The sequence below is a fragment of the Streptomyces sp. SUK 48 genome, from assembly GCF_009650765.1.
Classification (GTDB): domain Bacteria; phylum Actinomycetota; class Actinomycetes; order Streptomycetales; family Streptomycetaceae; genus Streptomyces.
Window position 1 is genome coordinate 5,746,999 of sequence record NZ_CP045740.1, and the last position, 24,238, is coordinate 5,771,236.

The 24,238-nt window shown below is 72.6% G+C and carries 30 protein-coding genes, 1 other RNA gene and 1 pseudogene; 17 read left to right on the forward strand and 15 right to left on the reverse strand.

All coding sequences use genetic code 11. From position 1 onward, the window contains the following. Position 1: 1 nt before the first annotated feature. From GHR20_RS25290 to GHR20_RS25305, 4 genes are read right to left on the reverse strand one after another with little or no spacing between them, the layout of a single operon-like run. Positions 2 to 628: a response regulator transcription factor gene (locus GHR20_RS25290; RefSeq protein WP_111582216.1), complete on the reverse strand. Its 627-nt coding sequence runs from the start codon at positions 626 to 628 to the stop codon at positions 2 to 4. Positions 629 to 652: 24 nt separating this feature from the next. Further along, positions 653 to 1,948 (reverse strand): sensor histidine kinase, encoded by a 1,296-nt coding sequence (locus tag GHR20_RS25295; protein WP_153814460.1) that lies wholly within the window; start codon positions 1,946 to 1,948, stop codon positions 653 to 655. Positions 1,949 to 1,965: 17 nt separating this feature from the next. Next, positions 1,966 to 2,682 (reverse strand): ABC transporter permease, encoded by a 717-nt coding sequence (locus tag GHR20_RS25300; protein ID WP_111582218.1) that lies wholly within the window; start codon positions 2,680 to 2,682, stop codon positions 1,966 to 1,968. Then, positions 2,682 to 3,641, reverse strand: coding sequence for an ABC transporter ATP-binding protein (locus tag GHR20_RS25305; protein ID WP_153814461.1), 960 nt, complete (start codon positions 3,639 to 3,641; stop codon positions 2,682 to 2,684). Before GHR20_RS25305 ends, GHR20_RS25300 begins: the two co-directional genes overlap by 1 nt. 303 nt (positions 3,642 to 3,944) lie before the next feature. Between GHR20_RS25305 and GHR20_RS25310 the strand changes: the two genes are divergently transcribed. From GHR20_RS25310 to GHR20_RS25320, 3 genes are all read left to right on the forward strand, one after another. Then, positions 3,945 to 4,805 carry a MaoC/PaaZ C-terminal domain-containing protein gene (locus GHR20_RS25310; RefSeq protein WP_111582220.1) on the forward strand — a complete coding sequence of 287 codons (861 nt, stop codon included), beginning with the start codon at positions 3,945 to 3,947 and terminating at the stop codon, positions 4,803 to 4,805. Positions 4,806 to 4,877: 72 nt separating this feature from the next. Next, positions 4,878 to 5,954 (forward strand): Zn-dependent alcohol dehydrogenase, encoded by a 1,077-nt coding sequence (locus GHR20_RS25315; RefSeq protein ID WP_153814462.1) that lies wholly within the window; start codon positions 4,878 to 4,880, stop codon positions 5,952 to 5,954. Positions 5,955 to 5,966: 12 nt separating this feature from the next. Continuing rightward, the gene (locus GHR20_RS25320) at positions 5,967 to 6,911 is read left to right on the forward strand and encodes a 3-oxoacyl-ACP reductase (RefSeq protein ID WP_153814463.1); all 945 of its coding nucleotides are present in this window, start codon (positions 5,967 to 5,969) and stop codon (positions 6,909 to 6,911) included. 68 nt (positions 6,912 to 6,979) lie between these two features. Here GHR20_RS25320 and GHR20_RS36895 read toward each other — a convergent pair whose 3' ends face one another. Both GHR20_RS36895 and GHR20_RS25325 read right to left on the reverse strand, forming a co-directional pair. Further along, positions 6,980 to 7,138 carry a hypothetical protein gene (locus GHR20_RS36895; protein WP_181516083.1) on the reverse strand — a complete coding sequence of 53 codons (159 nt, stop codon included), beginning with the start codon at positions 7,136 to 7,138 and terminating at the stop codon, positions 6,980 to 6,982. A gap of 96 nt (positions 7,139 to 7,234) precedes the next feature. Continuing rightward, the gene (locus GHR20_RS25325) at positions 7,235 to 8,446 is read right to left on the reverse strand and encodes a hypothetical protein (protein WP_148024004.1); all 1,212 of its coding nucleotides are present in this window, start codon (positions 8,444 to 8,446) and stop codon (positions 7,235 to 7,237) included. 187 nt (positions 8,447 to 8,633) lie between these two features. Between GHR20_RS25325 and GHR20_RS25330 the strand changes: the two genes are divergently transcribed. The 3 genes and pseudogenes from GHR20_RS25330 (at position 8,634) to GHR20_RS25340 (ending at position 11,432) form a co-directional block, all read left to right on the forward strand. Further along, positions 8,634 to 9,473 carry a Nif3-like dinuclear metal center hexameric protein gene (locus tag GHR20_RS25330; RefSeq protein WP_153814464.1) on the forward strand — a complete coding sequence of 280 codons (840 nt, stop codon included), beginning with the start codon at positions 8,634 to 8,636 and terminating at the stop codon, positions 9,471 to 9,473. A gap of 13 nt (positions 9,474 to 9,486) precedes the next feature. Continuing rightward, positions 9,487 to 10,230, forward strand: coding sequence for a C4-type zinc ribbon domain-containing protein (locus GHR20_RS25335; RefSeq protein ID WP_153816128.1), 744 nt, complete (start codon positions 9,487 to 9,489; stop codon positions 10,228 to 10,230). 12 nt (positions 10,231 to 10,242) lie between these two features. Further along, positions 10,243 to 11,432 (forward strand): annotated as a pseudogene (locus GHR20_RS25340) (bifunctional RNase H/acid phosphatase). Here the strand turns inward: GHR20_RS25340 and eda are convergent. Together eda and yaaA are read right to left on the reverse strand one after the other, a co-directional pair. Further along, complete coding sequence (gene eda / locus GHR20_RS25345; RefSeq protein ID WP_148024047.1) at positions 11,418 to 12,092, reverse strand: bifunctional 4-hydroxy-2-oxoglutarate aldolase/2-dehydro-3-deoxy-phosphogluconate aldolase; 675 nt, start codon at positions 12,090 to 12,092, stop codon at positions 11,418 to 11,420. The pseudogene GHR20_RS25340 and the gene eda sit on opposite strands and share 15 nt — an antisense overlap. 128 nt (positions 12,093 to 12,220) lie before the next feature. After that, positions 12,221 to 13,003 carry a peroxide stress protein YaaA gene (gene yaaA / locus GHR20_RS25350; protein ID WP_153816129.1) on the reverse strand — a complete coding sequence of 261 codons (783 nt, stop codon included), beginning with the start codon at positions 13,001 to 13,003 and terminating at the stop codon, positions 12,221 to 12,223. Positions 13,004 to 13,170: 167 nt separating this feature from the next. On the opposite strand from yaaA, the gene GHR20_RS25355 reads away from it, so the two are divergent. Further along, positions 13,171 to 14,016, forward strand: coding sequence for an AraC family transcriptional regulator (locus GHR20_RS25355; RefSeq protein ID WP_153814465.1), 846 nt, complete (start codon positions 13,171 to 13,173; stop codon positions 14,014 to 14,016). Positions 14,017 to 14,094: 78 nt separating this feature from the next. Here GHR20_RS25355 and GHR20_RS25360 read toward each other — a convergent pair whose 3' ends face one another. After that, the gene (locus tag GHR20_RS25360; protein ID WP_146609765.1) at positions 14,095 to 14,421 is read right to left on the reverse strand and encodes a hypothetical protein; all 327 of its coding nucleotides are present in this window, start codon (positions 14,419 to 14,421) and stop codon (positions 14,095 to 14,097) included. Positions 14,422 to 14,933: 512 nt separating this feature from the next. Between GHR20_RS25360 and rnpB the strand changes: the two genes are divergently transcribed. The 3 genes from rnpB to GHR20_RS25380 all read left to right on the forward strand — a co-directional run bounded on the left by rnpB (position 14,934) and on the right by GHR20_RS25380 (position 16,916). Further along, an RNA gene (rnpB, locus tag GHR20_RS25370) (RNase P RNA component class A) lies at positions 14,934 to 15,339 on the forward strand. 200 nt (positions 15,340 to 15,539) lie between these two features. Next, positions 15,540 to 16,133 carry a hypothetical protein gene (locus tag GHR20_RS25375; RefSeq protein WP_153814466.1) on the forward strand — a complete coding sequence of 198 codons (594 nt, stop codon included), beginning with the start codon at positions 15,540 to 15,542 and terminating at the stop codon, positions 16,131 to 16,133. Between the two features lie 294 nt (positions 16,134 to 16,427). Continuing rightward, the gene (locus GHR20_RS25380; protein ID WP_153814467.1) at positions 16,428 to 16,916 is read left to right on the forward strand and encodes a hypothetical protein; all 489 of its coding nucleotides are present in this window, start codon (positions 16,428 to 16,430) and stop codon (positions 16,914 to 16,916) included. Between the two features lie 18 nt (positions 16,917 to 16,934). Here GHR20_RS25380 and GHR20_RS25385 read toward each other — a convergent pair whose 3' ends face one another. Genes GHR20_RS25385 through GHR20_RS25400 form a run of 4 tightly spaced genes read right to left on the reverse strand, consistent with a single transcriptional unit; the run spans position 16,935 to position 18,406 of the window. After that, positions 16,935 to 17,144: a DUF397 domain-containing protein gene (locus GHR20_RS25385; protein ID WP_153814468.1), complete on the reverse strand. Its 210-nt coding sequence runs from the start codon at positions 17,142 to 17,144 to the stop codon at positions 16,935 to 16,937. Further along, positions 17,141 to 17,353, reverse strand: coding sequence for a DUF397 domain-containing protein (locus tag GHR20_RS25390; protein ID WP_153814469.1), 213 nt, complete (start codon positions 17,351 to 17,353; stop codon positions 17,141 to 17,143). Before GHR20_RS25390 ends, GHR20_RS25385 begins: the two co-directional genes overlap by 4 nt. Further along, a complete protein-coding gene (locus GHR20_RS25395; RefSeq protein ID WP_153814470.1) occupies positions 17,340 to 17,561 on the reverse strand; it encodes a DUF397 domain-containing protein in 222 nt (73 codons plus the stop codon). The genes GHR20_RS25390 and GHR20_RS25395 overlap by 14 nt, the downstream gene beginning before the upstream one ends. Next, the gene (locus GHR20_RS25400; RefSeq protein WP_153814471.1) at positions 17,558 to 18,406 is read right to left on the reverse strand and encodes a helix-turn-helix transcriptional regulator; all 849 of its coding nucleotides are present in this window, start codon (positions 18,404 to 18,406) and stop codon (positions 17,558 to 17,560) included. The genes GHR20_RS25395 and GHR20_RS25400 overlap by 4 nt, the downstream gene beginning before the upstream one ends. Before the next feature lie 200 nt (positions 18,407 to 18,606). On the opposite strand from GHR20_RS25400, the gene GHR20_RS25405 reads away from it, so the two are divergent. From GHR20_RS25405 to GHR20_RS25435, 7 genes are read left to right on the forward strand one after another with little or no spacing between them, the layout of a single operon-like run. Beyond that, on the forward strand, positions 18,607 to 19,056 hold the full coding sequence (locus GHR20_RS25405; protein ID WP_194858984.1) for an ATP-binding protein: 450 nt from the start codon (positions 18,607 to 18,609) through the stop codon (positions 19,054 to 19,056). Between the two features lie 49 nt (positions 19,057 to 19,105). Then, positions 19,106 to 19,531, forward strand: a complete 426-nt coding sequence (locus tag GHR20_RS25410; protein ID WP_153814473.1) for a WXG100 family type VII secretion target — start codon at positions 19,106 to 19,108, stop codon at positions 19,529 to 19,531. Between the two features lie 41 nt (positions 19,532 to 19,572). Next, complete coding sequence (locus GHR20_RS25415) at positions 19,573 to 19,884, forward strand: WXG100 family type VII secretion target (RefSeq protein ID WP_111582554.1); 312 nt, start codon at positions 19,573 to 19,575, stop codon at positions 19,882 to 19,884. Then, entirely contained in the window at positions 19,884 to 21,563 is a 1,680-nt protein-coding gene (locus GHR20_RS25420; protein WP_153814474.1) for an RNase A-like domain-containing protein, read from the forward strand. The genes GHR20_RS25415 and GHR20_RS25420 overlap by 1 nt, the downstream gene beginning before the upstream one ends. 17 nt (positions 21,564 to 21,580) lie before the next feature. After that, a complete protein-coding gene (locus GHR20_RS25425; RefSeq protein WP_153814475.1) occupies positions 21,581 to 22,138 on the forward strand; it encodes a hypothetical protein in 558 nt (185 codons plus the stop codon). A gap of 8 nt (positions 22,139 to 22,146) precedes the next feature. Beyond that, positions 22,147 to 22,446 carry an RNase A-like domain-containing protein gene (locus GHR20_RS25430; protein WP_085564464.1) on the forward strand — a complete coding sequence of 100 codons (300 nt, stop codon included), beginning with the start codon at positions 22,147 to 22,149 and terminating at the stop codon, positions 22,444 to 22,446. Positions 22,447 to 22,482: 36 nt separating this feature from the next. Next, positions 22,483 to 23,151: a contact-dependent growth inhibition system immunity protein gene (locus GHR20_RS25435; protein ID WP_153814476.1), complete on the forward strand. Its 669-nt coding sequence runs from the start codon at positions 22,483 to 22,485 to the stop codon at positions 23,149 to 23,151. Here GHR20_RS25435 and GHR20_RS25440 read toward each other — a convergent pair. Both GHR20_RS25440 and GHR20_RS25445 read right to left on the reverse strand, forming a co-directional pair. Further along, positions 23,085 to 23,513, reverse strand: a complete 429-nt coding sequence (locus tag GHR20_RS25440; protein WP_243878130.1) for a MazG-like family protein — start codon at positions 23,511 to 23,513, stop codon at positions 23,085 to 23,087. The genes GHR20_RS25435 and GHR20_RS25440 overlap by 67 nt on opposite strands. Positions 23,514 to 23,640: 127 nt before the next feature. Next, the gene (locus GHR20_RS25445; protein WP_148023989.1) at positions 23,641 to 24,198 is read right to left on the reverse strand and encodes a DoxX family protein; all 558 of its coding nucleotides are present in this window, start codon (positions 24,196 to 24,198) and stop codon (positions 23,641 to 23,643) included. Positions 24,199 to 24,238 lie beyond the last annotated feature (40 nt).

The window sequence follows — 24,238 nt, forward strand, 5'->3', positions numbered from 1 at the left end:
CTCACAACCACCCCTGCTGACGGGCCTCCCGCACCGCCTCCGCGCGGTTGCGGGTGCCGGTCTTGCCGATCGCCGAGGACAGGTAGTTGCGCACGGTGGACTCGGACAGATGCAGCCGGCCCGCGACATCGGCGACCGTCGCGCCGTCCACGGACGCCTTCAGCACCTCGCGCTCGCGCGGGGTGAGCGGGTTCGGCCCGGCGCTGAGCGCGGCCGTCGCCAGGGCCGGATCGACCACGGTCTCCCCGGCCAGCACCCGCCGGATCGCCACCGCCAGCTCCTCCACCGGCCCGTCCTTGACCAGGAACCCGGCCGCCCCGGACTCCAGGGCCCGGCGCAGATACCCCGGCCGCCCGAAGGTCGTCAGGATCAGCACCCGGCAGCCCGGCGCCCGCGCCCGCAGCTCCTCCGCCGCGTCGAGGCCGCTCATCCCGGGCAGCTCGATGTCCAGCAGCGCGACATCCGGCTCGTGCCGCAGCACGGCGGCCACGATGGCGTCCCCCGCGGCCACCTGCGCCACGACCTCGATGTCCTCCTCCAGCCCGAGCAGCAGGGCGAGCGCGCCGCGCATCATGCCCTGGTCCTCGGCGAGCAGGACCCGGACCGTCCCCCGGGGTGTCTCGTTCATGGGGGCAGCGTACGGCCGACCGCCTCAGGAGGGATCCGGCGCCGTCACCCCGGCCGCCGCCGGTTCCCCGGCCGGCAGCGGGAGTTCCGCCGTCACCGTGAAGCCGCCGCGGGGCGCGGGTCCGGCCGTGAGGGAGCCGCCCGCGGCGGCCAGGCGTTCGGTGAGGCCCGTCAAACCGGTGCCGCCGATGCCCGGGGCGGGGCGGCTGACCGGGGTGCCGGAGCCGTCGTCGGTGACCGTCAGCCGGACGCGTTCCGCGGCACCGGTCACGGCGATCTCGCAGCGGCCCGCGTCGCTGTGCCGGATCACATTGGTGACCGCCTCGCGGACCACCCAGCCCAGCAGGGCCTCCGGCTGGGGCGCGAGCGGGGTGCCGGACCGGCGGACGACCGGCTCGACGCCCGCCGCCGTCAACGCCGAGCGGGCGCGGTCCAGTTCGGTCGCCAGGCTGCCCTCGCGATAGCCGGTGACCGCCTCGCGGATCTCGGTGAGCGCCTGCCGGCCCACCGACTCGATGTCCGTGATCTGGCCCAGCGCCGCGTCCATGTCGCGCGGGGCCAGCCGCCGGGCCGCCTCCGACTTCACCACGATCACCGACAGGGTGTGGCCCAGCAGATCGTGCAGATCGCGGGAGAAGCGCAGCCGCTCCTTCTCCACCGCGCGCCGGGCCAGTTCCTCCCGGGCGGCACGCAACTCCCGTACCGCCTCGGCCAGTCCGAGGATCGCGGCGGTCACCATGGTGGACAGGAAGGTGGCGTACCCGATGTTCGTCGCGTCCGACCAGCCGCCGTGCGCCCCGGAGAGCGCGGCCGCGTAGACGGCCAGCAGGATTCCCGAGCGGCCCAGCCACGGTCCGCGCAGGGCGGCGCCCGCGGCCAGGCCCAGCAGCGGGAAGAACATCAGCCAGTTGCCGCCGTAGCCGAGCGCGAGCCCCGTGGTCAGCAGGCCCATGAGCAGCAGCGCCACCCGGGTGCGCGGCTCCTCGCGCTTGGCGCGGTCGAAGGAGCGGAAGGTGACGTAGATGTACAGGGAGTTGAAGGCGAACAGGCCCAGCCCGCCGATCAGCGGGTTCGGGGTCCGCCCCTGGAGCAGATTGGCGAAGGCCCCCATCCCCATCAGCAGCCAGGGCAGCAGCGCGAAGCCGGTGGGCGGCGGCCCGGGATCGCTGACGGCCGGTGTCTCGCCCCGCTTCCGGGCGGCGCGCGCGGCGGCCTTGAACCGCTCGTGCTCCGCCTTCCAGCGCGCCAGGTCCGCCTTCCACTCCCGCCGCGCCGTCTGCCAGGACCGCGCCTGGCAGCGCATCCTCCGCCATCCCGTCATATCCACGTTCCCCCAGGTCAGACGGTCCCCGCCGCACGGCGGTACGACAGCACGGCGTACGATCCGAACACCAGCAGCCAGCCCGTCAGCACGATGATCGCACCGGCACCGGGGGCGTGCCCGGCCGCGACCGCGCCGCCCAGCTCGGCGAACCGGTTGGCCGGTGTGTACCCCGAGACCGACCGCAGCCACCCCGGGAACAGTGTGGTCGGGAACCACAGCCCGCCCAGCACGGCCAGGCCCAGATTGCACGCCATGTTGGCCACGCCCGTGGCGGGACCGGTCAGCCGGTAGCCGTTGCCGAGGCCCAGCAGGGTGAACGGCACCGAGCCCACCCACAGCAGCAGCGCGATCGCCGCCCACTGCCACACCGCGAGCCGCACCCCGTCGACCAGGCCGCCCGCCGCCAGCACGGCGACGATCGCGGGCAGCACCGTCACCACACCGGTCAGCGTCCGCCCGGCCACCACCTCGCGCGGGGTCATCGGCGTCACCCGCAGCTGCCGCAGCCAGCCCACCGCGCGGTCCTCGGCGACCGCGCCGCCGGTGTTCAGGGCGGAGCCGACGGCGCCGTACGCCGCCATGCCGACCATCGCCGCGGTCCGCCATGTCCCGTCGTTCTCGCCGACGTTGGTGAACAGCAGATACATCATGACGGGCATGAAGATCCCGCCGATCACGAATCCCGGGTCGCGCAGGGTGCGACGGATCTCCAGCCGGACGTAGGCGAGCATCACAGAGCCTTCACGGTGTCGAGGGGAACGGATACCCGGCTCTCGGGGCCGGCGGGGTGCCGCGCCGGGGAGGTCAGCGTCAGGAACGCGTCGTCCAGCGAGGCCGGAGCCACCTCCAGGCGGCGGATCGCGCCCCGTTCCGCCAGCGCGATCACCGTCGCGTCGGAGTCGTCCGTGCGCAGCCGGGCCCGGTCGCCGTCCACCTCCAGCGAGCGGACGCCGGGCAGCAGGGCGAGGTCGTCCGGGGCGCGTCCGGCGAGGTCCACACAGACCAGGCTGCCGCCCGCGGCCCGCCGCAGCTCCTCGCCCGTGCCGTCGGCCACGATCCGGCCCCGGTCCATGACCACGATCCGGTCGGCGAAGGAGTCCGCCTCCTCCAGATAGTGGGTGGAGAACAGCACGGTGTGCCCGCGCCGGGCGTACCCCCGCATCGACTCCCAGAACACCTGCCGCGCCGCCACGTCCAGCGCCGCCGTCGGCTCGTCCAGGACCAGCAGCGAGGGATCGCCGGCCAGCGCCACCGCGAACCGCACCCGCTGCACCTGCCCGCCGGACAGCCGGTCCACCCGGCGCCCGGCCAGCGCCGAGATCCCGGCCAGCTCCAGGGCCCGCGCCACCGGCATCGGCGCCGGATAGCGCGAGGCCACGAAGCCGACCAGCTCGCCCACGGTGACCCGGGGCACCGGCCGGGCGTCCTGGAGCATCGCGCCCACCCGGCCGGCCCGCACCGCGCGCTCCGGTTCGGTCCCGAACAGCTCCACCCGGCCGGCGTCCGGCGGGTACAGCCCCAGCAGCATCCCGATGGTGGTCGACTTGCCGGCGCCGTTGCGGCCCAGCAGGGCCACGGTCTCGCCGCGCCCGATCCTCAGGTCCACCCCGTCCACGGCGCGCACGGACCCGAACGCGCGGACCGCCCCCGTGAAGGACACGGCGGCGGTGTCCTCGTCCCTCTGTGTCATGCCTACGACGGTAGAAGCCGGGCCCGGCGCACCGGCAGAGGCGGTTGTACGGACTCGGGCAGGACAAATGTCACGGGTCCTGGGGCCACGGCTCCAGCCGAGCTGACGTACCGTCAGGAGCCTTCACAACTGCGGAGGGCTGGGCTATACAAGGGGCGCCGGACTGGAACGAGTTCTAGGCCCGTCGACCGTGCGGCGCACTCCCGTCGGCCGTACGGCGTTCCGCGTCCGCCCGTGGACGACCTCGGCGCGGCCGACGGTGCGGACGACCGCGCCGAGGTCTCGATACCTCTTGGGAGCCCTATGCCCATCGACGCAGCCAAGGCCCTCGCCGCCGAACCCCGCTCGGGTGCGATCACCTGGACCGCGAAGGACGTCCAGCTCTACCACCTGGGCATCGGCGCGGGCCGCCCCGCAACCGACCCGGACGAGCTGCGCTACACGCTGGAGTCCCGGCTGCACGTGCTGCCGAGCTTCGCCACCGTCGCGGGCGCCGGCAAACCCGGGGTGACCGGCGGGCTGTCCATGCCGGGCGTCGACGTCGATCTCGCCCGGGTGCTGCACGGCGGGCAGACCCTGCGGGTGCACCGGCCCATCCCGGTCGAGGGCGGTGCCACGGCCACGTCCCGTATCGCGGCCGTGTACGACAAGGGCAAGGCCGCCGTCCTGGTGCTGCGCACCGAAGCGGCCGACGCCGAGGGCCCGTTGTGGACCAACGACGCGCAGATCTTCGTCCGCGGCGAGGGCGGCTGGGGCGGCGACCGCGGCCCATCTGCCCGGCTGCCGGAGCCGGACGGCGAGCCGGACCGGACCGTCGAGCGCCCGGTCCGCCCCGACCAGGCCCTGCTCTACCGGCTCTCCGGCGACCTCAACCCCCTGCACGCCGACCCCGAGTTCGCCAAGCTCGCCGGGTTCGACCGGCCCATCCTGCACGGGCTGTGCACCTACGGCATGACGCTCAAGGCCGTGACCGACACCCTCCTCGACGGCGACGTGGGCCGGGTGCGCTCGTACACCACCCGGTTCGCGGGCGTCGTCTTCCCCGGCGAGACCCTGCGCATCCGCATGTGGCGCGAGCCGGGGGACCGGGTGCGGGTCGCCGTCGCGGCCGTCGAGCGGGACGAGGCACCGGTGCTCGCTGACACCGTCGTCGAGCACTCCTGAAGCACTCCTTGACCCAGCACGCCAGTACCGCCGGTACGCCAGTACCGCGATGATCGCGAGGGGAGTTTCGGCATGCGCGCAGCCGTACTGCACGAGATCGGCCAGGACAAGCTCGACGTCCTCGACGACATCGAGGCGGCCGGGTTCGGCCCGGGCAAGGTCCGCGTCAGGGTACGGGCCACCGGGCTGTGCCACTCGGACCTGTCCGCGATGAACGGCGTACTGCCCCAGCCCGCGCCGTTCGTGCCGGGCCACGAGGGCGCGGGCGAGGTGCTCGAAGTCGGCGAGGGAGTACGGCACGTGAAGCCCGGTGACCGGGTGGTCGTCTGCTGGCTGCCCGCCTGCGGCGCCTGCCCGGCGTGCCGGCGCGGCCAGACCGAGCTGTGCCTGGCCGGGTTCCTGAACGCGGGCACCCCCAACTTCCGCCGCCCCGGCGGCGATGTCTTCGGCTTCGCGGGCACCGGCACCTTCGCCGAGGAGGTCGTGCTGGACGCCGGCTGCGCCGTCCCCCTCCCGGACGACGTGCCGTACGACATCGCCGCCCTGATCGGCTGCGGGGTCACCACCGGACTCGGCGCCGCCCTCAACACCGCCGATCTGGCGGCCGGTTCGTCGGTCGCCGTCATCGGCTGCGGGGGCGTCGGCATCTCCGCGATCCAGGGGGCCCGGCTGAAGGGCGCCGCCGAGATCGTCGCCGTCGACCCGGTCCCCGCCCGCCGTGAGGCCGCCCTCGGGTTCGGCGCCACCAGGGCCGTCTCCCCCGACGGGCTGACCGAGGCCAAGCAGCAGGTCACCGGCGGCGAGGGCTTCGACTACGTCTTCGAGGTCGTCGGCAGGTCCGCGACCGCCCGCACCGCCTACGAGAACACCCGGCGCGGCGGCACCCTCGTGGTGGTCGGCGCAGGCGCCATGGACGACTTCCTCCAACTCAACATGTTCGAGCTGTTCTTCGACGAGAAGCGCATCCTGCCGTCCCTCTACGGCGGCGGGGACGTGGTCCGTTCCTACGAGCGTGCCATCGCCCTGTGGCGGGCCGGCCGCATCGACCTGGCCGGGCTGATCACCCACCGGGTCCCGCTCGCCGCGGTCAACGAGGCACTGGACCAGATGCGTACCGGGACCGCCCTGCGTACGTGCATCGAGATCTGAGGAACACCGCCCATGACACTGCCACTTCAGGGGCTGTCCGCCGTCGTCACCGGGGCCGGGCGCGGGCTCGGCCGGGCCGAGGCCCTCGAACTCGCCCGCCTCGGCGCCGCCGTCGTCGTCAACGACTACGGCCGCCCGGGCCGGGACGGGACCGGGGACGCCTCGGCCGGACCCGCCGAACAGGTCGTCGCCGAGATCCGCGACACCCTCGGCGGCACCGCCGTCGCCCACACCGGGGACGTCGCGGACTCCCGACAGGCCGAGGAACTCGTCGAGCTGGCGATCGGCGCGTTCGGCAAGCTGGACATCCTCGTCAACAACGCGGGCATCCTGCGCGACCGCATGATCTTCTCCATGACCGAGGACGAATGGGACTCGGTGCTCCGCGTCCATCTCAAGGGGCACTTCAACACCACCCGCTGGGCCGCCGCGCACTGGCGGGAGCGCTCCAAGGCCGCCGGGGAACCGGTCTACGGGCGGATCGTCAACACCTCCTCGGAGGCGTTCCTCGCCGGATCAGCGGGGCAGCCCAACTACGCGGCGGCCAAGGGCGGGATCGTCGGCCTCACCACCTCCACGGCCCTCGCCCTCGCCAAGTACGGCGTCACCGCCAACGCCATCTGCCCGCGCGCCCGCACCCGGATGACCGAGGACGTCTTCGCGGGCCTGAAGGCACCGGACGAGGGTCTCGACCCGCTCGCCCCCGAGCATGTCGCCCCGCTCGTCGGCTACTTGGCCGCACCGGCCGCCGCCCGCGTCAACGGACAGCTGCTCGTGGTGCACGGCGGCATGGTGGCGATCGTCGAACGGCCCAGGGTCCGGGAGCGGTTCGACAGCAAGCAGGAGACGTTCACGTACGACGAACTCGACGCGCTGCTCACCCCGCACTACGCGCGCAGGCCGCCGGAGGAGACGTTCGCGGCGGCGGAGGTGCTGGCCCTGAAACGGGGGCGATAGCGCTCGGTGGCGCGGGAAGCGCGAGGAGGGGGCACCCTGGCGGGTGCCCCCTCCTCCTCTCACTGCTTTCAGGCAGCCGCCTCGGTGGTCTCCTCGGCGGTCTTGCGGTGCCGGCCGTGCGGAGACGTGTCCGTCTCCGTGGCCGAGACCTGGCCGCGGTGCCGGCCGTGGCCGGCGTCTTCCAGAGAGTCGGCAGACAGCTGCTCCGTCGTGCTGGTGTCGCTCATTGGACGTATTCACCCCGTCAACATCATCTTTCGTACAGCCGGAGGAGTGTAACCGGCACACCACGGGCCCAATCCAGGCGCACACGCCAACCGGCACTAGTTCGTTACAAGACGTCCCAGAGGTGCTTGCGCCAAGGGCACCGGACGCGGCGCCACCGGTTCCGCCGCGCCCGCACCGGCCGCTTCGGCGATCTCCCCGGAGGGTGCGTCGGCGAGCGCGTCGGCCGGCGCCCCGGCGGCCCCGGCGCGGGTCCGGTCCGCCCCGCCCGGACGCGTGCGCGGCTCGCCCGCGGGCGCCCGCAGCTCGGCCACCCCGCACGGCGTCTCCCGGGTGGCGTACGGCAGCCGCAGCACCCCCTCCGGGGTCCACAGCCCCGACCCGGTCAGCCAGCCCTTGGGCGCGGCGAGATGCCGTACCCGCCGCTCGGCCGGCCGCCAGATGCCCACCCAGGTGCCCACCGGCCCCTCGATGCGCAGCGCCACCGCGCAGCTCTCCGGCTCCAGCACCTGCCCCGGCTGGATCGCGAACGGCACCGCCGTGCACTCCGGCAGCAGCAGCGAGGTGGGGAAGCGCACCGGCAGGGTGGAACCGAGGACGCCCCAGCCCAGTCGTTCCCGCCCCGGCGAGGGCGCGTCGGAGGAGATCAGCAGCAGCCCGCTGTCCGGGTCGGCCATCAGCAGCCGGTCGTCGCTGCCCGGCGTGATCTGGAGCAGCGGCGTCACCTCGCCCAGCTCCAGGTCCACCACGACCGTCTTGACGCACCCCTCCAGCTCCCGGTCCAGCGCCAGCAGCCGCCCGGTGCGGTCCAGCCAGACCCCGCCCGAGCAGCGCCCCGGCACCTCCGCCAGCCGCTCGGGCCCGCCCGGCCCGCCCGTCACCTGCCACACCGCGCTGCTGCGGGGGCCGACCGTGACGGCGTAGGCCCGCGCGCCCCCCGGCGCCGGGGGCAGCAGGTCGAGCCGGACCCCGGGCCCGGCGCACTCCATGGCGCCCAGCGGCAGCTCCCCGGTGCCGGGCCCGGTCGGATACAGCAGCGCGAAGAGGTGCCGTACCCCCGCCCGCCGGTGGATCAGGACCCGTCCGTCGCCCAGCGGCTGCAACTCGGTGCCGGGCTCCTCCGGCTGGTTGCCGGGCAGCGGCACCGCGTACGGCTCCGGGCCGTCCAGTGTCCAGCGCTCCGGGAACCAGGAGTCACCGTCCCGCGTGAGCCGCGCGGCGTACGCGCCGTCCGCCGTGAGCACGCAACCGCGCGCCGGGGAGCGGTCGTCCGTACCGGCGGACGGGGACTCGATGGCACAGACCGTCATCGTTCGGTCACCTCCGGCGACGAAGCTAGTTTTGAACGCACGGCCGTGCGGGGGGCCGACCGTCGCTTCACACATATGGGTGGCGCAGAACCGATTCCTCCGAGGGAGCGGGCATGACTGTGCTGCGGGTGGGCCGGAAGGGGCGGACGCGGTACGGCCCCGCCGAACAGCCAGGTAGCCTTTTCCCGTGCCCCGTCTGTCTGAAGTCATCGCCGCGCTGGAGAACCTGTGGCCCGCCGAGCGGGCCGAGTCCTGGGACGCGGTCGGCACGGTCGTGGGCGACCCCGGCCAGGAGGTCACCCGGGTCCTGTTCGCCGTCGACCCCGTCCAGGAGATCGTCGACGAGGCCGTCGGGCTCGGCGCCGACCTGCTGGTCACCCACCACCCGCTCTATCTGCGCGGCACGACCACGGTCGCGGCCTCGCACTTCAAGGGCCGGGTCGTGCACACGCTGATCAAGAACGACATCGCGCTGCACGTCGCCCACACCAACGCCGACACCGCCGACCCGGGCGTCTCCGACGCCCTCGCGGGCGCGCTCGACGTCCGGGTCGTACGCCCCCTCGTGCCGGACCCCACCGACCCGAACGGGCGCCGGGGCCTCGGCCGGGTGTGCGAGCTCGATCATCCGCTCACCCTGCGGGAACTGGCCGCGCGCGCCGCCGAGCGGCTGCCCGCCACCGCGCAGGGCATCCGGGTGGCCGGCGACCCCGACACCGTCGTGCGCACCCTCGTGGTCAGCGGCGGCTCGGGCGACAGCCTCTTCGAGCAGGTGCGCGCGGCCGGTGCCGACGCCTTCCTCACCGCCGACCTGCGCCACCACCCGGCCTCCGAGGCCGTCGCGCAGTCCCCGCTCGCGCTCCTCGACGCGGCGCACTGGGCCACCGAGTGGCCCTGGTGCGAGCAGGCCGCCGGCCAGCTCGACGAGATCTCCGACCGCCACGGCTGGGACCTGCGGGTCCATGTCTCCACGACGGTCACCGACCCCTGGACCGCCCACGCGGCGTCCTCCGCCACCACTAGTTAATGGGAGCCCCCAACTGAACGCCGCGCCCGCCGACCAGATCCGACTCCTCGACGTCCAGGCCCTCGACGTCCGTCTCCAGCAGCTCGCGCACAAGCGCAGGTCGCTGCCCGAGCACGCCGAGATCGAGACGCTGAACAAGGACCTCACCCAGCTGCGCGACCTGCTCGTGGCCGCGCAGACCGAGGAGAGCGACACCGCCCGCGAGCAGACCAAGGCCGAGCAGGACGTCGACCAGGTCCGCCAGCGCGCCACCCGCGACCAGCAGCGCCTGGACTCCGGCGCGGTCGGCTCGCCGAAGGACCTGGCCAACCTCCAGCGCGAGATCGCCTCGCTCGCCAAGCGGCAGGGCGACCTGGAGGACGTCGTCCTGGAGGTCATGGAGCGCCGCGAGTCCGCGCAGGAGCGGGTGAGCGAGCTGACCGAGCGCGCCGCCTCCGTCCAGTCGAAGATCGACGACGCGACCGGCCGCCGGGACGCCGCGTTCGAGGAGATCGACCGCGAGGCCGCGTCCGTCACCAAGGAGCGCGAGGTCGTGGCGGGCTCCGTCCCGGCGGACCTGCTCAAGCTGTACGACAAGCTGCGCGAGCAGCAGGGCGGCATCGGCGCGGCCAAGCTGTACGCCCGCACCTGCCAGGGCTGCCGCCAGGAGCTGGCCATCACCGAGCTGAACGAGGTCCGCTCGGCCGCCCCCGACACCGTGGTGCGCTGCGAGAACTGCCGCCGGATCCTGGTGCGTACGGCCGAGTCCGGGCTGTAAGGGGCTTACGGCGTGCGGGAGTTCATCGTCGAGGCGGACGGCGGTTCCCGGGGCAACCCGGGGCCCGCCGGCTACGGCGCGGTGGTCTGCGACGCGGCGACGGGCCAGACCCTGCTGGAGGCGGCCGAGTACATCGGCGTCGCCACGAACAACGTCGCCGAGTACCGGGGCCTGCTGGCCGGCCTGCGCGCCGCCCACACCCTGGACCCCGCCGCCACGGTCCATGTCCGCATGGACTCCAAGCTGGTCATCGAGCAGATGTCGGGCCGCTGGAAGATCAAACACCCCTCGATGAAGCCCCTGGCGACCCAGGCCCGGGGGGTGTTCCCTCCGGACCGGGTGACGTACGAGTGGATTCCGCGCGCCGAGAACAAGCACGCCGACCGCCTGGCCAACGAGGCGATGGACGCGGGGGCGCGGGGGGAGCGGTGGAGCCCGGGGGAGTCGACGGCGGAGCTGGAGGCCGGCGCGGCGGCACCTCTCGGCGAGCAGCGCCCCGAAGCCCCGGGGGAACGGCACCCCGACAGCGCGGGCCGGCAGCAGCCCACCGCTCGGGGCTGGTCCGCCGCCCCCGACCTCGGCACCCCCGCCACCCTCGTCCTCCTCCGCCACGGCGAGACCCCGCTGACCCCCAGAAGCGCTTCTCGGGCAGCGGCGGCACCGACCCGTCCCTCTCCGACGCGGGGCGCGAACAGGCCCGTCGGGTGGCCGACGCCCTGGCGGGACGCGGCACCGTCCAGGCCGTCCTCGCCTCCCCCCTCGCCCGCACCCGCGAGACCGCCGAGATCGTCGCCGCCCGCCTGGGCCTGGACGTCGTCGTCGAGGACGGCCTGCGCGAAACGGACTTCGGCGCCTGGGAGGGCCTGACCTTCGGCGAGGTCCGCGACCGCCACCCGGACGACCTGAACGCCTGGCTCGCCGACCCCGCCGCCCGTCCCACCGGCGGCGGCGAGAGCTTCGCCGAGGTCGCCGCCCGCATCGCCGTCACCAGGGACGAACTGGTCACCGCGCACGCGGGCCGCACCGTCCTGCTCGTCACCCATGTGACGCCGATCAAGACGCTCGTCCGCCTCGCCCTCGGCGCCCCGCCCGAGTCCCTGTTCCGCATGGAACTCTCGGCCGCCTCGCTCTCCGCGGTGGCGTACTACGCCGACGGCAACGCGAGCGTCCGCCTCTTCAACGACACCTCACACCTGCGCTGACGCCGGCCCGCGCAGCCCGGCCGCCACCCGCGCCAGCGCCTCGATCCGCGCCCAGTCCCCGGCCGCCACCGCGTCCGCCGGCACCATCCAACTCCCGCCCACACAACCGACGTTGGGCAGGGCCAGATACTCCGCCGCGTTCCCGGGCCCGATCCCGCCGGTCGGACAGAACCGCGCCTGCGGCAACGGCCCGGCCAGCGACCGCAGATACGCCGTACCGCCCGCCGCCTGCGCCGGGAAGAACTTCATCTCCCGCACCCCGCGCTCCAGCAGCGCCACGACCTCCGAAGCGGTCGACACCCCCGGCAGGAACGGCACCCCGCACCCCCGCATCGCCGCCAGCAGCCCCTCCGTCCACCCGGGGCTGACGAGGAACCGCGCCCCGGCCCCGACGGCCGCCGCCACCTGCCCCGGCGTGATCACCGTCCCCGCCCCGACCACGGCCTCGGGCACCTGCTCGGCGATCGCCCGGATCGCCTCCAGCGCGGCAGGCGTACGAAGCGTCACCTCGACCACCGGCAACCCGCCGCCCACGAGCGCCCGCGCGAGCGGCACGGCGGCGGAGGCGTCCGGGAGCACGACCACCGGCACGACGGCCGCGAGATCGAGCACGGAGCCGCCCGGCGACGGCGAGGGCGGCGGCGACGACGGCAGCGGCATCGGCACCGGCTGGGGCACGGGCTCGGTCTCGGGCACGGGCTCAGGCTCGGGCTCGGGCGGGATCATGCCCTCATCGTGTCGACCTGCCACACTCCCCGCAATCACTGTTGCGCAGAGTGCAACGCCCCCTAGTGGATCTCCTCCACCAGCACGTCCAGCCCCCACGGCTTCCCCGCCTTGCCCGGGGCCTGCGCCTCCACCTCGTACCCCAACTCCCGCAGCGCCACCACCAGTTCGGCGGGGTCGCGCGGCGCGAGGCCGGTCGAGAGCAGGGAGCGGACGATCCGGCCCTTCGTCGCCTTGTTGAAGTGGCTGACGACCTTGCGGGTCGGCGCGTGCAGCACCCGTACCGTCGCCGTACGCCCCGCCACCTCGCCCTTCGGCTTCCACGCCGCCGCGTACGCCGCCGAGCGCAGGTCCAGCACCAGTCCGTCCCCGGCCGCCTCCGGCAGCACCTCGGCCATCGGTGCCCGCCAGTGCCCGGCCAGAGCGCCGAGGCCCGGCAGCTTGATCCCCATCGAGCAGCGGTAGGAGGGAATCCGGTCGGTCACCCGCACCGCGCCCCACAGCCCGGAGAAGACCAGCAGCGAACGCGCCGCCCGCCGCTTCGCTGCCGCGTCCAGGGAGGCCAGGTCCAGGGCGTCGTACAGGACACCGGTGTAGATCTCCCCGGCGGGGCGCGCGCCGGCCGTGCGCAGGGCCGCGTTCTTGGCGACCTCGCCGCGCAGCCCCTCGCTGAGCCCCAGCACCTCGCGCGCCTTCTCCTCGTCGCCCGCGCACAGCTCGACCAGCTCCCCGAGCACGGCCTCGCGCGCGCCGGTCAGCCCCGGCAGGGACAGCGACTCCAGCCGCAGCGGGGCGCCCTTGCCCGGGTCGGCCTTACCTTCCGAGGGCGGCAGCAGGACCAGCAACACGTACTCCTTCTCTTGCGCTCAGGGCGCCAGCGTACGGGGTGGCGCCCGGGCCCCCGCGCCCTTGGTGCGGTCGCCCGGCTGGCCGCCGCCGACGCGGAAGGAACGGGACCCGCCGGGTGTTCCCACGGCGGGCGGCGTGACCGCCCTACGACGAGGGGGCGTCCATGACCGGAGCAGTGAGCACACCCGGGCCCGAACAGGCCCAGTGGCGACGGGCCAGACTCGGCCGCGGGGGACCACCCCTCGACCTGCTCACCGCGAGCTTCCAGCGGCACACCTACGCCCCGCACGCCCACGACGAGTACACGATCGGCGTCTGCGTCGGCGGGTACGAGGTGATCGACTACCGGGGCGGCCACATCCGCACCGGCGCCGGCACGATCGTCGTACTGGACCCCGGTGAGGTGCACACCGGCGGACCCGGCAACGCCACCGACGGATACGCCTACCGCGCGCTGTACGCCGAGCCGTCCCTGCTGGGGGAGGGCACCGCCGGGGGCGCCCCGCACTTCTCCGAACCCCTGCTGGACGACCCCGAGCTGGCCCTGGCGCTGGCCCGCGCGCACGCCGAACTCAGCGCCTGCCCGGACCCGTTGGAGGCCGAGTCCCGGCTGCCCTGGCTGCTCACCGCGCTCGCCCGGCGGCACTCCTGCGCCCGGCCGGCGGACGACCGGGTGCCCGGCGCGGCCGGCATCGCGCGGACGGTCCGCGACCGGCTCGCCGACGAACTGACCGCCCCGCCGGCGCTCGCCTCGCTCGCCGCCGACCTGGGCCTCTCCCGGTACCAGCTGCTGCGGGCCTTCCGTACGGCGACGGGCATACCGCCGTACGCCTGGCTCGCCCAGTACCGGGTGGGCAGGGCGCGGGTGCTGCTGGAGGCGGGGCTGCGGCCGGCCGAGGTGGCGGGGCTGGTCGGCTTCGCGGACCAGGCGCATCTGACCCGCTGGTTCCGCAGGGTGCTCGGGGTGACCCCGGCGGTGTACCGCAACAGCGTTCAAGACGCCCGCTGAGGAAGTGGCCGAGACTCGCCGCATGACTGCACGCGGCTGGTTCCTGTTCTCCCTGATGGGAGTCGTCTGGGGCATCCCCTATCTGCTGATCAAGGTGGCGGTGGCCGAGGTGTCGCCGCCCGTCCTGGTGTTCACCCGCTGCGCGCTGGGCGCGGTCCTGCTGCTGCCGTTCGCGCTGCGCCAGGGCGGCCTGCCCCGCACGATCCGCACCCACTGGCGCCCCATGCTGGCCTTCGCGGTCCTGGAGATCGTCGTCCCCTGGTTCACCCTCACCGACGCCGAGCGGCATCTGTCCAGTTCGACGTCCGGCCTGCTGATCGCGGGGGTGCCGATCGTGGGCCTGATCGCGGCGCGCTTCCTCGGTACGACGGAGCACTTCAGCCCCCGGCGGCTGGCCGGACTCACCCTGGGCCTCGCCGGGGTCACGGTCCTGGCCCTGCCCCACCTCACCGGGGGCGACGCCCGCTCCCTCGCCGAGGTCCTGCTCACCGTCGTCGGCTACGCCACGGCGCCCCTGATAGCCGCCCGGCACCTGGGGGACGTCCCCTCCCTGCACCTGACGGCCCCCTGCCTGACCCTGGCCGCCCTGGTCTACGCCCCGGCCGCCGCCCTCACCCACCCGACCGCCCTCCCCTCGCCCCAGGCGCTGGCCGCGCTCGCCGCCCTGGGCGTGATCTGCACGGCCCTCGCCTTCGTGGCGTTCCTGGAACTGATCAGGGAGGCGGGCCCCACCCGCGCCACGGTCATCACCTACGTGAACCCGGCCGTGGCGGTCGCCGCGGGCGCGGCCTTCCTGCACGAGCCGCTCACCCTCACCGTGCTGCTCGCCTTCGCGTTCATCCTGGCGGGCTCGGTGCTGGCGACGGCGGCCGGTCCGCGGCGGCGCACACGACCGGTACCATGGTCGGCACGGCAGACGAGCCGGGCGGACGGCCGCGTGGAGTCCCCTTAGGGGGCTTCCCGAGGAACGTCCGGGCTCCACAGGGCAGGGTGATGGCTAACGGCCACCCGGGGTGACCCGCGGGACAGTGCCACAGAAAACAGACCGCCGGGGACCTCGGTCCTCGGTAAGGGTGAAACGGTGGTGTAAGAGACCACCAGTGCCCAGGGCGACCTGGGCAGCTAGGTAAACCCCACCCGGAGCAAGGTCAAAAGGAGCGCCGTGAAAAGCGCTCTGCGCGGACGTTCGAGGGCTGCCCGCCCGAGTCCGCGGGTAGACCGCACGAGGCCAACGGCAACGTTGGCCCTAGATGGATGGCCGTCGCTCCGGGGCCCGCGAGGACCCCGGAGACACAGAACCCGGCGTACGGCCCGGCTCGTCTGCCGCTTTGCGTTGGCGATCGTTTCTCGGTGGACCGAGCGGGTCCTGGAATGAGGATGGTCGCGTGGCGGATTCGGTATCCGTGGATTACCGGAGCCTTGAGGGTGCCCGCGTGCTCCTGGCCCCGTACGACGGATGGGACGCGAGGATTCCCGACGACCCCGCTCGATGGCGGAGGCGGCTGTTCCCCCGCATCCGTGGCATGCGGACCGCCGAAGCGGACGGCGGGCGCAATCTGCGGGAGATCGCCGCCGAACTGCGCGTGGCCGCCGACCTGTTCGAGGCTCGTCCCGAGGACGAGGCGCTGGGCCGGATTCCTCGCGCGGAGTCCGAAGGCCGCACGCCCCAGGTTCTCCGGGAGATCGCCGGACACCTGGAGAGCGGTGATTGGCGGTCCTCCGAAGATGTCCCGCTGGGTACGGATGAACTGCTTCTGCGGTTCCCGCGGTTCTCCCAGATCCTGCCGATCTACTGGGGCCAGGACGGCGTGGCGATCAGTGACGACATGCAGGACTCCACGGCCGAGGAGGGGATCAGCCTGTTCCTCGCGGAGACCCATCCGCGGTGCCCGTGGCAGCTGCCGGGTGTCGTGTCGGAGTGTTCCCAGGCCCTCGCTCTTTTCCACACCGAGGAGCAGATGGACGCGTTCTTCTGCGAGGCGATGGGCGGTGGCTCGGGCAGCGAGGACTTCCTCGGCTTCTTCCCGCTGCTCGCCCGGCGCTGCGTCGAGCACCTCAAGGAAGCCCACTCACCACTCTGGACGCCCCGGGGCGGAGAGCCGGGCCCGAGCCGATGAGGTGGGCGGACATGGATCCGGCCACGCACCCGTTCGATCCCGAGCGGGCACGTGCCGTGATACGCGCGGTGGTTTCCGCGCCGGATGCGCAAACAGGCGGCCCACGAGGGCCGGGGCCGTCCCGTTCGGTGGCCCGCGCCCTGGCCGAACACTATGGACCCTGGGCCTCCGGCTGGTACGGGAACGTGGACCAGGACCCCGACGCGGGCGCCCTCATCAGGGCGCCGCTCTGTGACACCGCCGATGACCTCGATGACCTCGATGTCCAAGCATGAGCGCGTATGAGGAGGAGCTGTGACGCAAGGCCGGGCGGTCCTGCCCGCCTGCGCGCGAGGACGGTTCGAGACGGGCCGGTCCTTCGCCGCGCTCGCCGCCCGCGGGGAGTCGGACTGGCACGACACGGTGATGAACACGATCCAGGTAGATCCCGTACTACGGCAGGTCGATTCCGGGGAATTGCGGGACAGCCTCCGGGAGGTGTTCGCCGCCCAGGCCCTGGAGCTGGCCGGGCTGATCTCGGCCGGATCCCTGCTGCACGGCCCCCACCCGTCCCTTCGCGTACCGAACGCGGAACGGGACATCTGTCTGCGGGAAGTCCTCGGGGCCGTGGGGGACGACGCGCGCTTCTTCACCAACCACGGCCACGCGGAGGACGGCGACGGGGCCGACTTCCTGGCCTCGTCGTTCCACGCCGACACCCTCGCGGGCCTCACCGTCGACGTCTGCCTCATCGGAGTGTCGGTCGAACACGTCCTGGTGCTCTGGCGTTTCGAGGACGACTGACCCCGTCCGCCGCTTACGTCACCACTCCGACGAGGCCAGCCCGACGAACCCCGCCCATGCCTTGCGCGACACGGTGAGTCGGGGTCCGGTGATGGCCTTGGAGTCCCGGATGTGCACAACTGCCGTACCAGCCGCGACTTCTACGCACTGGCCGCCTTCGGCTCCGCTGTAGCTGCTCTTGAACCAGGCGAGGCCGAGTGCGTCGGTCGAGGACTCAGCGTTGTTCATAGCTCGCCTCCCGAGGCCAGCCCGACGAATCCCGCCCACGCGTTGCGCGACACGGTGAGTCGGGGTCCGGTGATGGCCTTGGAGTCCCGGATGTGCACGGCGGCCGTACCAGCCGCGACTTCTACGCACTGGCCGCCTTCGGCTCCGCTGTAGCTGCTCTTGAACCAGGCGAGGTCGGATGTGACGGTCGAGGGCTCAGTGTTGCTCATAGCTCGTCCCCGAGGCCAGCCCGACGAACCCGGCCCATGCCTTGCGCGACACGGTGAGTCGGGGTCCGGTAGTGGCCTTGGAGTCCCGGATGTGCACGGTGGCCGTATCAGCCGCGACTTCTACGCACTGGCCGCCCTCGGTTCCGCTGTAGCTGCTCTTGAACCAGGCGAGGCCGAGTGCGTCGGTCGAGGACTCAGCGTTGTTCATAGCGATCCCAACAACCCTTCGATGAAATCCAAGGACCCTCGCGGACTGAGAGCCTGTGATCGGATGATCCCATAGCGGGCCGCTGCGAGAACCGTCTGCTCCGGGTCGGTTTCCAGACTGCTGGTCGAGTGGTCCTCGGCGTAGACGAACTTCTTGCCGTCCTTGCGAGTGGCGACCGTGAACGGCCCGTTCACACCCGCGTTGTCCTCGGACTCGATTGGCATGACCTGGATCTCGACGTTGCGCTTCTGGCCGACCAGGAACAGATGCTCCAGCTGTCCCCGCAGTACGACGTTGCCGCCGTACCGATGTCGCAACACTGCCTCGTCCATCACGAAGCTCAACAGTGGTGCAGGGCGCCGGTCGAAGATTTCCTGCCGAGCCAGTCGTACGGCTACCCGCTGCTCGATCGTCTCCTGGTCCAGCGGCGGCCGGCGCATGGAGAGGAGGCCCCGCATGTACTCCTCGGTCTGAAGCAGGCCATTGACGACGTGCGTGTCGTACATGAGCAGCTCCATGGCCTCCTTCTCCAGCTGGGCCATGCCCTGGAAGAAGAGCGGATACTGAGCCCTCTCCACCTCCTCCTTCCACACGCTCAGCAGCCCGCCGGCGCCCAGCGCCTCGTCCGCCTTGTCGATCGTCTTCGGGGACGGGATTCTCCGCCCCTGCTCGAACGAGGCGACCGTGGACGCCGAGTAGCCGATCCGCCGTCCGCACTCCGCCCGGTCCAGCCCCGCTCGGAGCCGCAGCGTCTTCAGGGTCCGCCCGAAGGCCGCGACGACACCCGTACCGGCGCCCTCCGGCACCACCCCGGATTCCGCGGCCGTATCCGCATGTTCTGCCATCTCCACCACCTCCCCCGGCCAACGCCCCGCAGGGGAACGCCGTCACGCCGCACGCCTCGTACTCGTGGACTCAACGCACGTACAACCGGCGGGCGTCAGTGCGTCACCACTCGTCACGCTACGCCACCGACGGCACCGTAATCGGCGTGACGACGAAACCCGCCAGCACCGCTGGCACTCCACAACTCACGATCTTCCGGATGCGTTTCACCTCCACCCCGCGCGGTGCCCGCCTCGCCCGCAGGCTGGCCGCCGTACGGCTGGACGTCTGGGGCATCCCGTACGACACCGGGCCGCACGACGACATCGTGCTGATCGTCGCCGAACTGGCCGCGAACGCCGTACGGCACGGACGCGTACCCGGCCGGGACTTCCATTTCGGGCTCCATTTCGTGCCCCTGTCCGGGACCGTCCGCGTCGAGGTCACCGACACCCGGGGCGAACGCCTGCCCGAACGGCCGGTCGCGCCCGACGGCGCCGGGGTCGAGGAGGCCGGCCGGGGGCTGCTCCTCGTCTCCCGGCTGACGGGCGGGCGCTGGGGCTGGCACCCGCGGGCCGAGGGGCCGGGCAAGACGGTGTGGGCGGAGTACGCGGTACGGACCGGGGCCCCGACGGGCAGCGGGCCTGACGAGGGGGCCGCCGTAGACTGACCCCGTCGGCGGGCCGCTCGTACCGCCGGTGACCGGGGGGAGATACGACATGGGCACGCGAGGGACGGGGCAGGGGCACCAGCAAGGTGCCGATCTGCGTGTGTCGTCCGAGGACCTCACCAAGCTGGCGAACGACCTCGACCACATGCAGGGCCATCTCGACCAACAGGTCCGCCGCATGGACGAGTTGGTCGACCGGGTCGAGGCCGGCTGGCGGGGGCCCGCGGCGACGGCGTACCGGGACTTCCACCGCGCCGCGGCCGAGGACGCCGTGCGCATCCGGGAAGTGATGAAGGGCCTGGAACAGGCGGTGCGGCTGAGCCGGGACGGCTTCAGCAGCGATGACCTGCACGTGCTGGAGCAGATGCGGCGCATCCATGTGGACATCGACAGCGAGGTCGACAAGCTGTCCACGCCGAACACCGCGGCGGACGACGCCGCGACGCGCCCGCACAGCAGCCTGGACGGCTTCTGACACCGCCGCATGGCGGCGTGACCGACAACAAGGGGGAAAACATGCCGACCGGTGCCGAGGACGACCACATCACCGTCTCGTTCGCCACGCTCCATGAACTCGCCCTGGAGCTGGAGGACATCCTCAAGAAGCTCAACGGCGAACTGGGCGACCTGTACGACCGCGTCGAACCGGTCGTGCTGTCCTGGAAGGGCGAGGCCCGCGAGATCTTCGTCGAGAAGCTGGACGAATGGGACCGCTCCGCACAGGACTTGCAGGCGGCCCAGAAGTGGCTGCACGCGTACGTCACCACCGGGCACGCCAACTACGCGGCGGCGCACCGGGCGGTGCTGCGCGGCTGGGGAGCGGCCTGATGGGCACCCCGGCACAGCCCGGCCAGGGGACGATCGATGTGACGCCCTCGGTCCTCCACCAGGTGTCCACCAACGTCGCGGGCGAGCAGAGCCCCCTCGACCAGGGCATCAAGGCGTTCCTCACCGAGCTGGCGCGGTATCCGGACGGTGGTGGCAAGGGCTCGGCGATGAAGGGCTTCACCACGTCCTACGTGAAGGTCGCCAACCGGTTCCTCGACGTCTGGGCCAAGTCCGTGGTGAGCGTGGGCGGTGCGGCGGTCGGCTTCAACAGCACCGCCAACAACTACGCGGCGGCCGACCACGCCACGCACCCCGCGCCGAGCGGTCCTCCGGCGCAACGCCCCGCCCCGCGGGTGATCGACACACCGCCCGCGTACGGGCCCGTCACCGATTTCAAGTGGGGTGACATCGACGCCGGCCAGAGCCTCGCACAGGAGATCCTGGAGGGGCTGGAGGGCGTGGTCCTCACCGTCATGCGGCCCCTGCTGGAGCACGAGTGCCGGTGGGGCAAGGCGGCGGAGATCCTCCCGCTCCCCAACCACCTGCGGCTGTACTCGATCTCCGAGGCGTGGCGCATGCCGCAGGGCACGCTCGGCATGGTGGAGGGGATGCTGACCGGCTACATCAGCGGCATCACCGACCAGTCCAACCAGGAGTGGTACGACGCGATGCGGGCGTTCTGCAGCACGCTGTGGGGCACGTCCGCCTGGGGCCAGACGCGGGACGGCTACGACTGGTCGAACGACGGCGCGCGCAAGAGAGGGACCAGCCACCCCGTCTTCGCCGTCCTGTTCGACACCTGCGACACCATGGTCGACGCGGTGTACAACGTGGCCCTGGCGGCGCAGGACGTGCGCAGCGACCTGCACCGGATCTACACCCAGGCCGTGAAGGACAGCATCCGGCAGCTGGACCCGGAGAAGATGGAGATCAGCCATCCCACCAGTGTGCTCAAGGGGTTGTGGCACATGGGCAAGGGCGTGGTGACGGACATCTCGATCGGTATCGTCCTGGACATCGACGAGGGCGCGATGAACGACGCCGTCACCGCCTACGACAACCGGGTCAACCGCCAGGCACGGCGTATCGAGGACCTGATGGCGGCGCTGGACGAGGCTTTCACGAGCGCGCCGAGCTTCAACGCCGAAACGGCGAGGGCCGAGGCGTTCGGCGCGCGCGCCCTGACGGAATTCAAGGGGGATCCGCTCTACACGGTCCCCGGCGACGACGAGTCCCACCACCGCTACCCCGTCGATCTCGCGAACCAGGAAGGCGTCTCGGGCTCGCACGTCATCGACAAACACGTGGGCAAGACGGACGCCCAGCTGGAACAGCGGCTCCGTGATCAGGCGCGGGTCCGCGCGGACGGCACGGTCGCGCCGATCGCCGCCTCGACCTTCACCGACCTGGGCTCGGCGCAGCGTTACACCCAGGAGGTTCTCGACGACCCGGCCAACCAGCAGAAGGTCTCCCGCTGGCTGGCGGGAAATCCGGATCCGCGGCGGTCCACCCGGACCCTGGGCCTCGCCTTCCCCGACGCCGTGGGCAGGACGTGGACTCGCGGTGACTCCTCCGCCCATGACTCACATATGGTCAACGTGACGCTGAGACCACGCCCGGGTGGCCATCCTCCGTATGTCGTGCTCACCTCGATGCCCAGCGACACGGTTCAGCCGTAGCCATGAGAGGGGACAGGGTGCTCGATTCCGCCGCCTGGCAGGCCGGCCTGCTGGAATTGTTCGGGGGGACTTTCGCCTTCGCGGCGGTGGGTCCGCGGACACAGGACGACTGGCGCCGCGATGTGCGGGCGGTCATGATGCTCGAGGCCAAGGACCCGCGTGGCTGGAACACTCTGATCGTCCCCCCGCCGAGCAGCACCACCGCGATGACCGACGAGAAGCCGTTCGCCGATCTCCGCCTCGAAGAATTCGACCGACTCCTGTACCCGGTGGGGAGGCATTCCGCCACGCAGTTGCTGGTCGCACTGCAAGGGGAGTACTACCAGTCGGCCAATATTCCGGATTTCGCACACCGTGAAGAGCGGCTTATCGGCTGTGCCCGTGACATTCTTTCCCGCTTCGGCCGGGACGCCAGATGCTATACGAATGCGGCCGAGGCCCGGGATGATCCGAGCGCCGACCTCATGAATCCTGAAACCGAGTGGAACTGCCTGTCCGAGTTCACCACGGACTGCGGTCTCGTCGTCGTTTCCGACGCCGAGGTCGGAGTCTTCTGGGCCTTCTTCGAGGACTGAGACCCATCATGCGCACCCGATCCGCCACCTACCCCGACCGCGACACCGCCCAATGGGCCACCCAGCAGGTCGTCACCGCCAACGAGCAGCTCATCCACCGCTGGCTCGCGCAGTCCACGCGGGCGCGGCTGAGCATCGAGGCGGCCTGGCCCGCGCGGGAGGAGCCGGTCGGGCGGGTGTTGTTGCAGGCGATGATGCTGGCCGGCCGCGAACCCGTCGAGGTGCGGGCCGCCCGGGTGGTCCTCCGGCGGGACCCCGCCCGCCCGCACGGCTTCACCGTGCACTCCACGTTCCCGATCTATCTCTAGACCCGTAGACCCGTACACCCGTAGAGGCTGACCACCGTGCCCCTGAGCCCCCTCGAACACGACCGCCGCTACGGCGAGCTCGACCAGGTCATGCGCGCCTACCTCGGGCAACCGGCGGACGACACCCCGGAACAGCCAGGCCCGGCCCTGACCGCCTACCTCCGGCACACCTGGCACACCCGGCCGTGGGCCCTCGCCGCCGCCGAGCGGCAGGTGCGGGAGTACGCCGACAACCCGCCGGGACGGCTCCGGCTGCGGCTCGGCGAGTTCTACGCCATCCCCGATGTCGGCCTGCCCCAGGGCGAGATCCAGTCCTGGCTGCGCTGCCTCGCCGACCACATCAGGCACAGCGTCGAGACGGGGGAGGTGCCGCCGCCCGCGGTCCCCGCCACCCGCTGGGAGTGGCACGCCCGCTTCTCGGAGCTCGGTCAGTTCCTCGGGGGCTGGTTCTCCCAGGACATGCCGGACGAGTTCGTCGGCCAGCACGCCGCCGTCGAGGACTACCGCGACTCCACCGACCGGCAGCTCGTGGCCCGCCTCGTCGGAGAGGTGCAGGAACTGCTCGCGCTGGACCTGGACGAGTCCGACCTCGCCCTCGCCGTCGCGGAACTCGGCATGGAGGTCGACCCTCCCGCGCCCTACTCGCCCAGCGGCTGGCTGGCGGTCGTCGCCGGGCAGCTCGCCGTGCCGGCCGGCGAGGGCTGAGCCGGGCGGCCCGCCCGCGCCGAGGGCCGCAGTGGCCGGTCCCGCACCCGCCGCAGATGCCGTTCGAACACCTCCCCCGCCTCCGGGGTCAGGGTCCGCAGGGCCACCAGGGCGGTGATGACGACGTCGCACAGCTCCGCCTGGACGTCGTCCCAGGTGTGGGTGACGCCCTTGCGCGGGTTCTGGCCGGTCGCGCCGATCACCGCCTCCGCGACCTCGCCGGTCTCCTCCGACAGCTTGAGGATGCGCAACAGCAGGTCCTCCCGGCCGGGTTGGCCCGTCCGGGTCGCCTCCAGACGGGAGAACAGCTCGTCGATGGCGGGCCAGAGGGGGAGCGGGGCGGTCGCGTCCTGGTCGGTCATGCGGGCAGCCTCCCACGCGGGGTCACCCGGCACGTCGTGGACCGTGGAGATCCACCCGGGATACACCCCTCCCGGGACGCCTCGAATGGGACGCCTCGAATGGGACTCCCCGACCAGGACTCCCCGACTAGGACTCCTCGACCTCCTCGAACAGCGCCTCCTGCTTCCCCTCCGCTTTCGCCCGCACCCGCCTCGTCCGCGCCCCCACCACCGCCGCCGTACCCGCCGCCGTCGCCGCGAGGGCGGCCGGCACCATCCAGCCGCGGTTGAAGACGTGGCCGAGGGCGTGGTCCAGGGAGAGCCGGCCCGGACCGCTGATCGCGAGGCCCACTGCGGCCAGGCCCAGGGTCGCCGCGTACTCGTAGCCGCCCGCCTGGGCGAAGAAGCCGTTCGGGGCGTGCACCGCCGCCGCGCCCGCCATCGCCCCCGCGGCCGCCGCGCCCGCCGCCGGGGTGGCCAGGCCCAGGGCGAGCAGGGTGCCGCCGCCGGTCTCCGCGAGGCCCGCCGCCATGGCGCTCGCCTTCCCGGGTGCGTAGCCGACGGACTCCATGAACTGGCCGGTGCCCTCCAGGCCGTGGCCGCCGAACCAGCCGAACAGCTTCTGCGTGCCGTGCGCCGCCAGCACCCCGCCCGTGCCCAGCCGGAGCAGCAGCAGGCCCAGATCACGTCGGTCGTAACAGCTCATGGCGACTCCCAAGCCCAGGTGACAAAACCCCTCCCGTGTT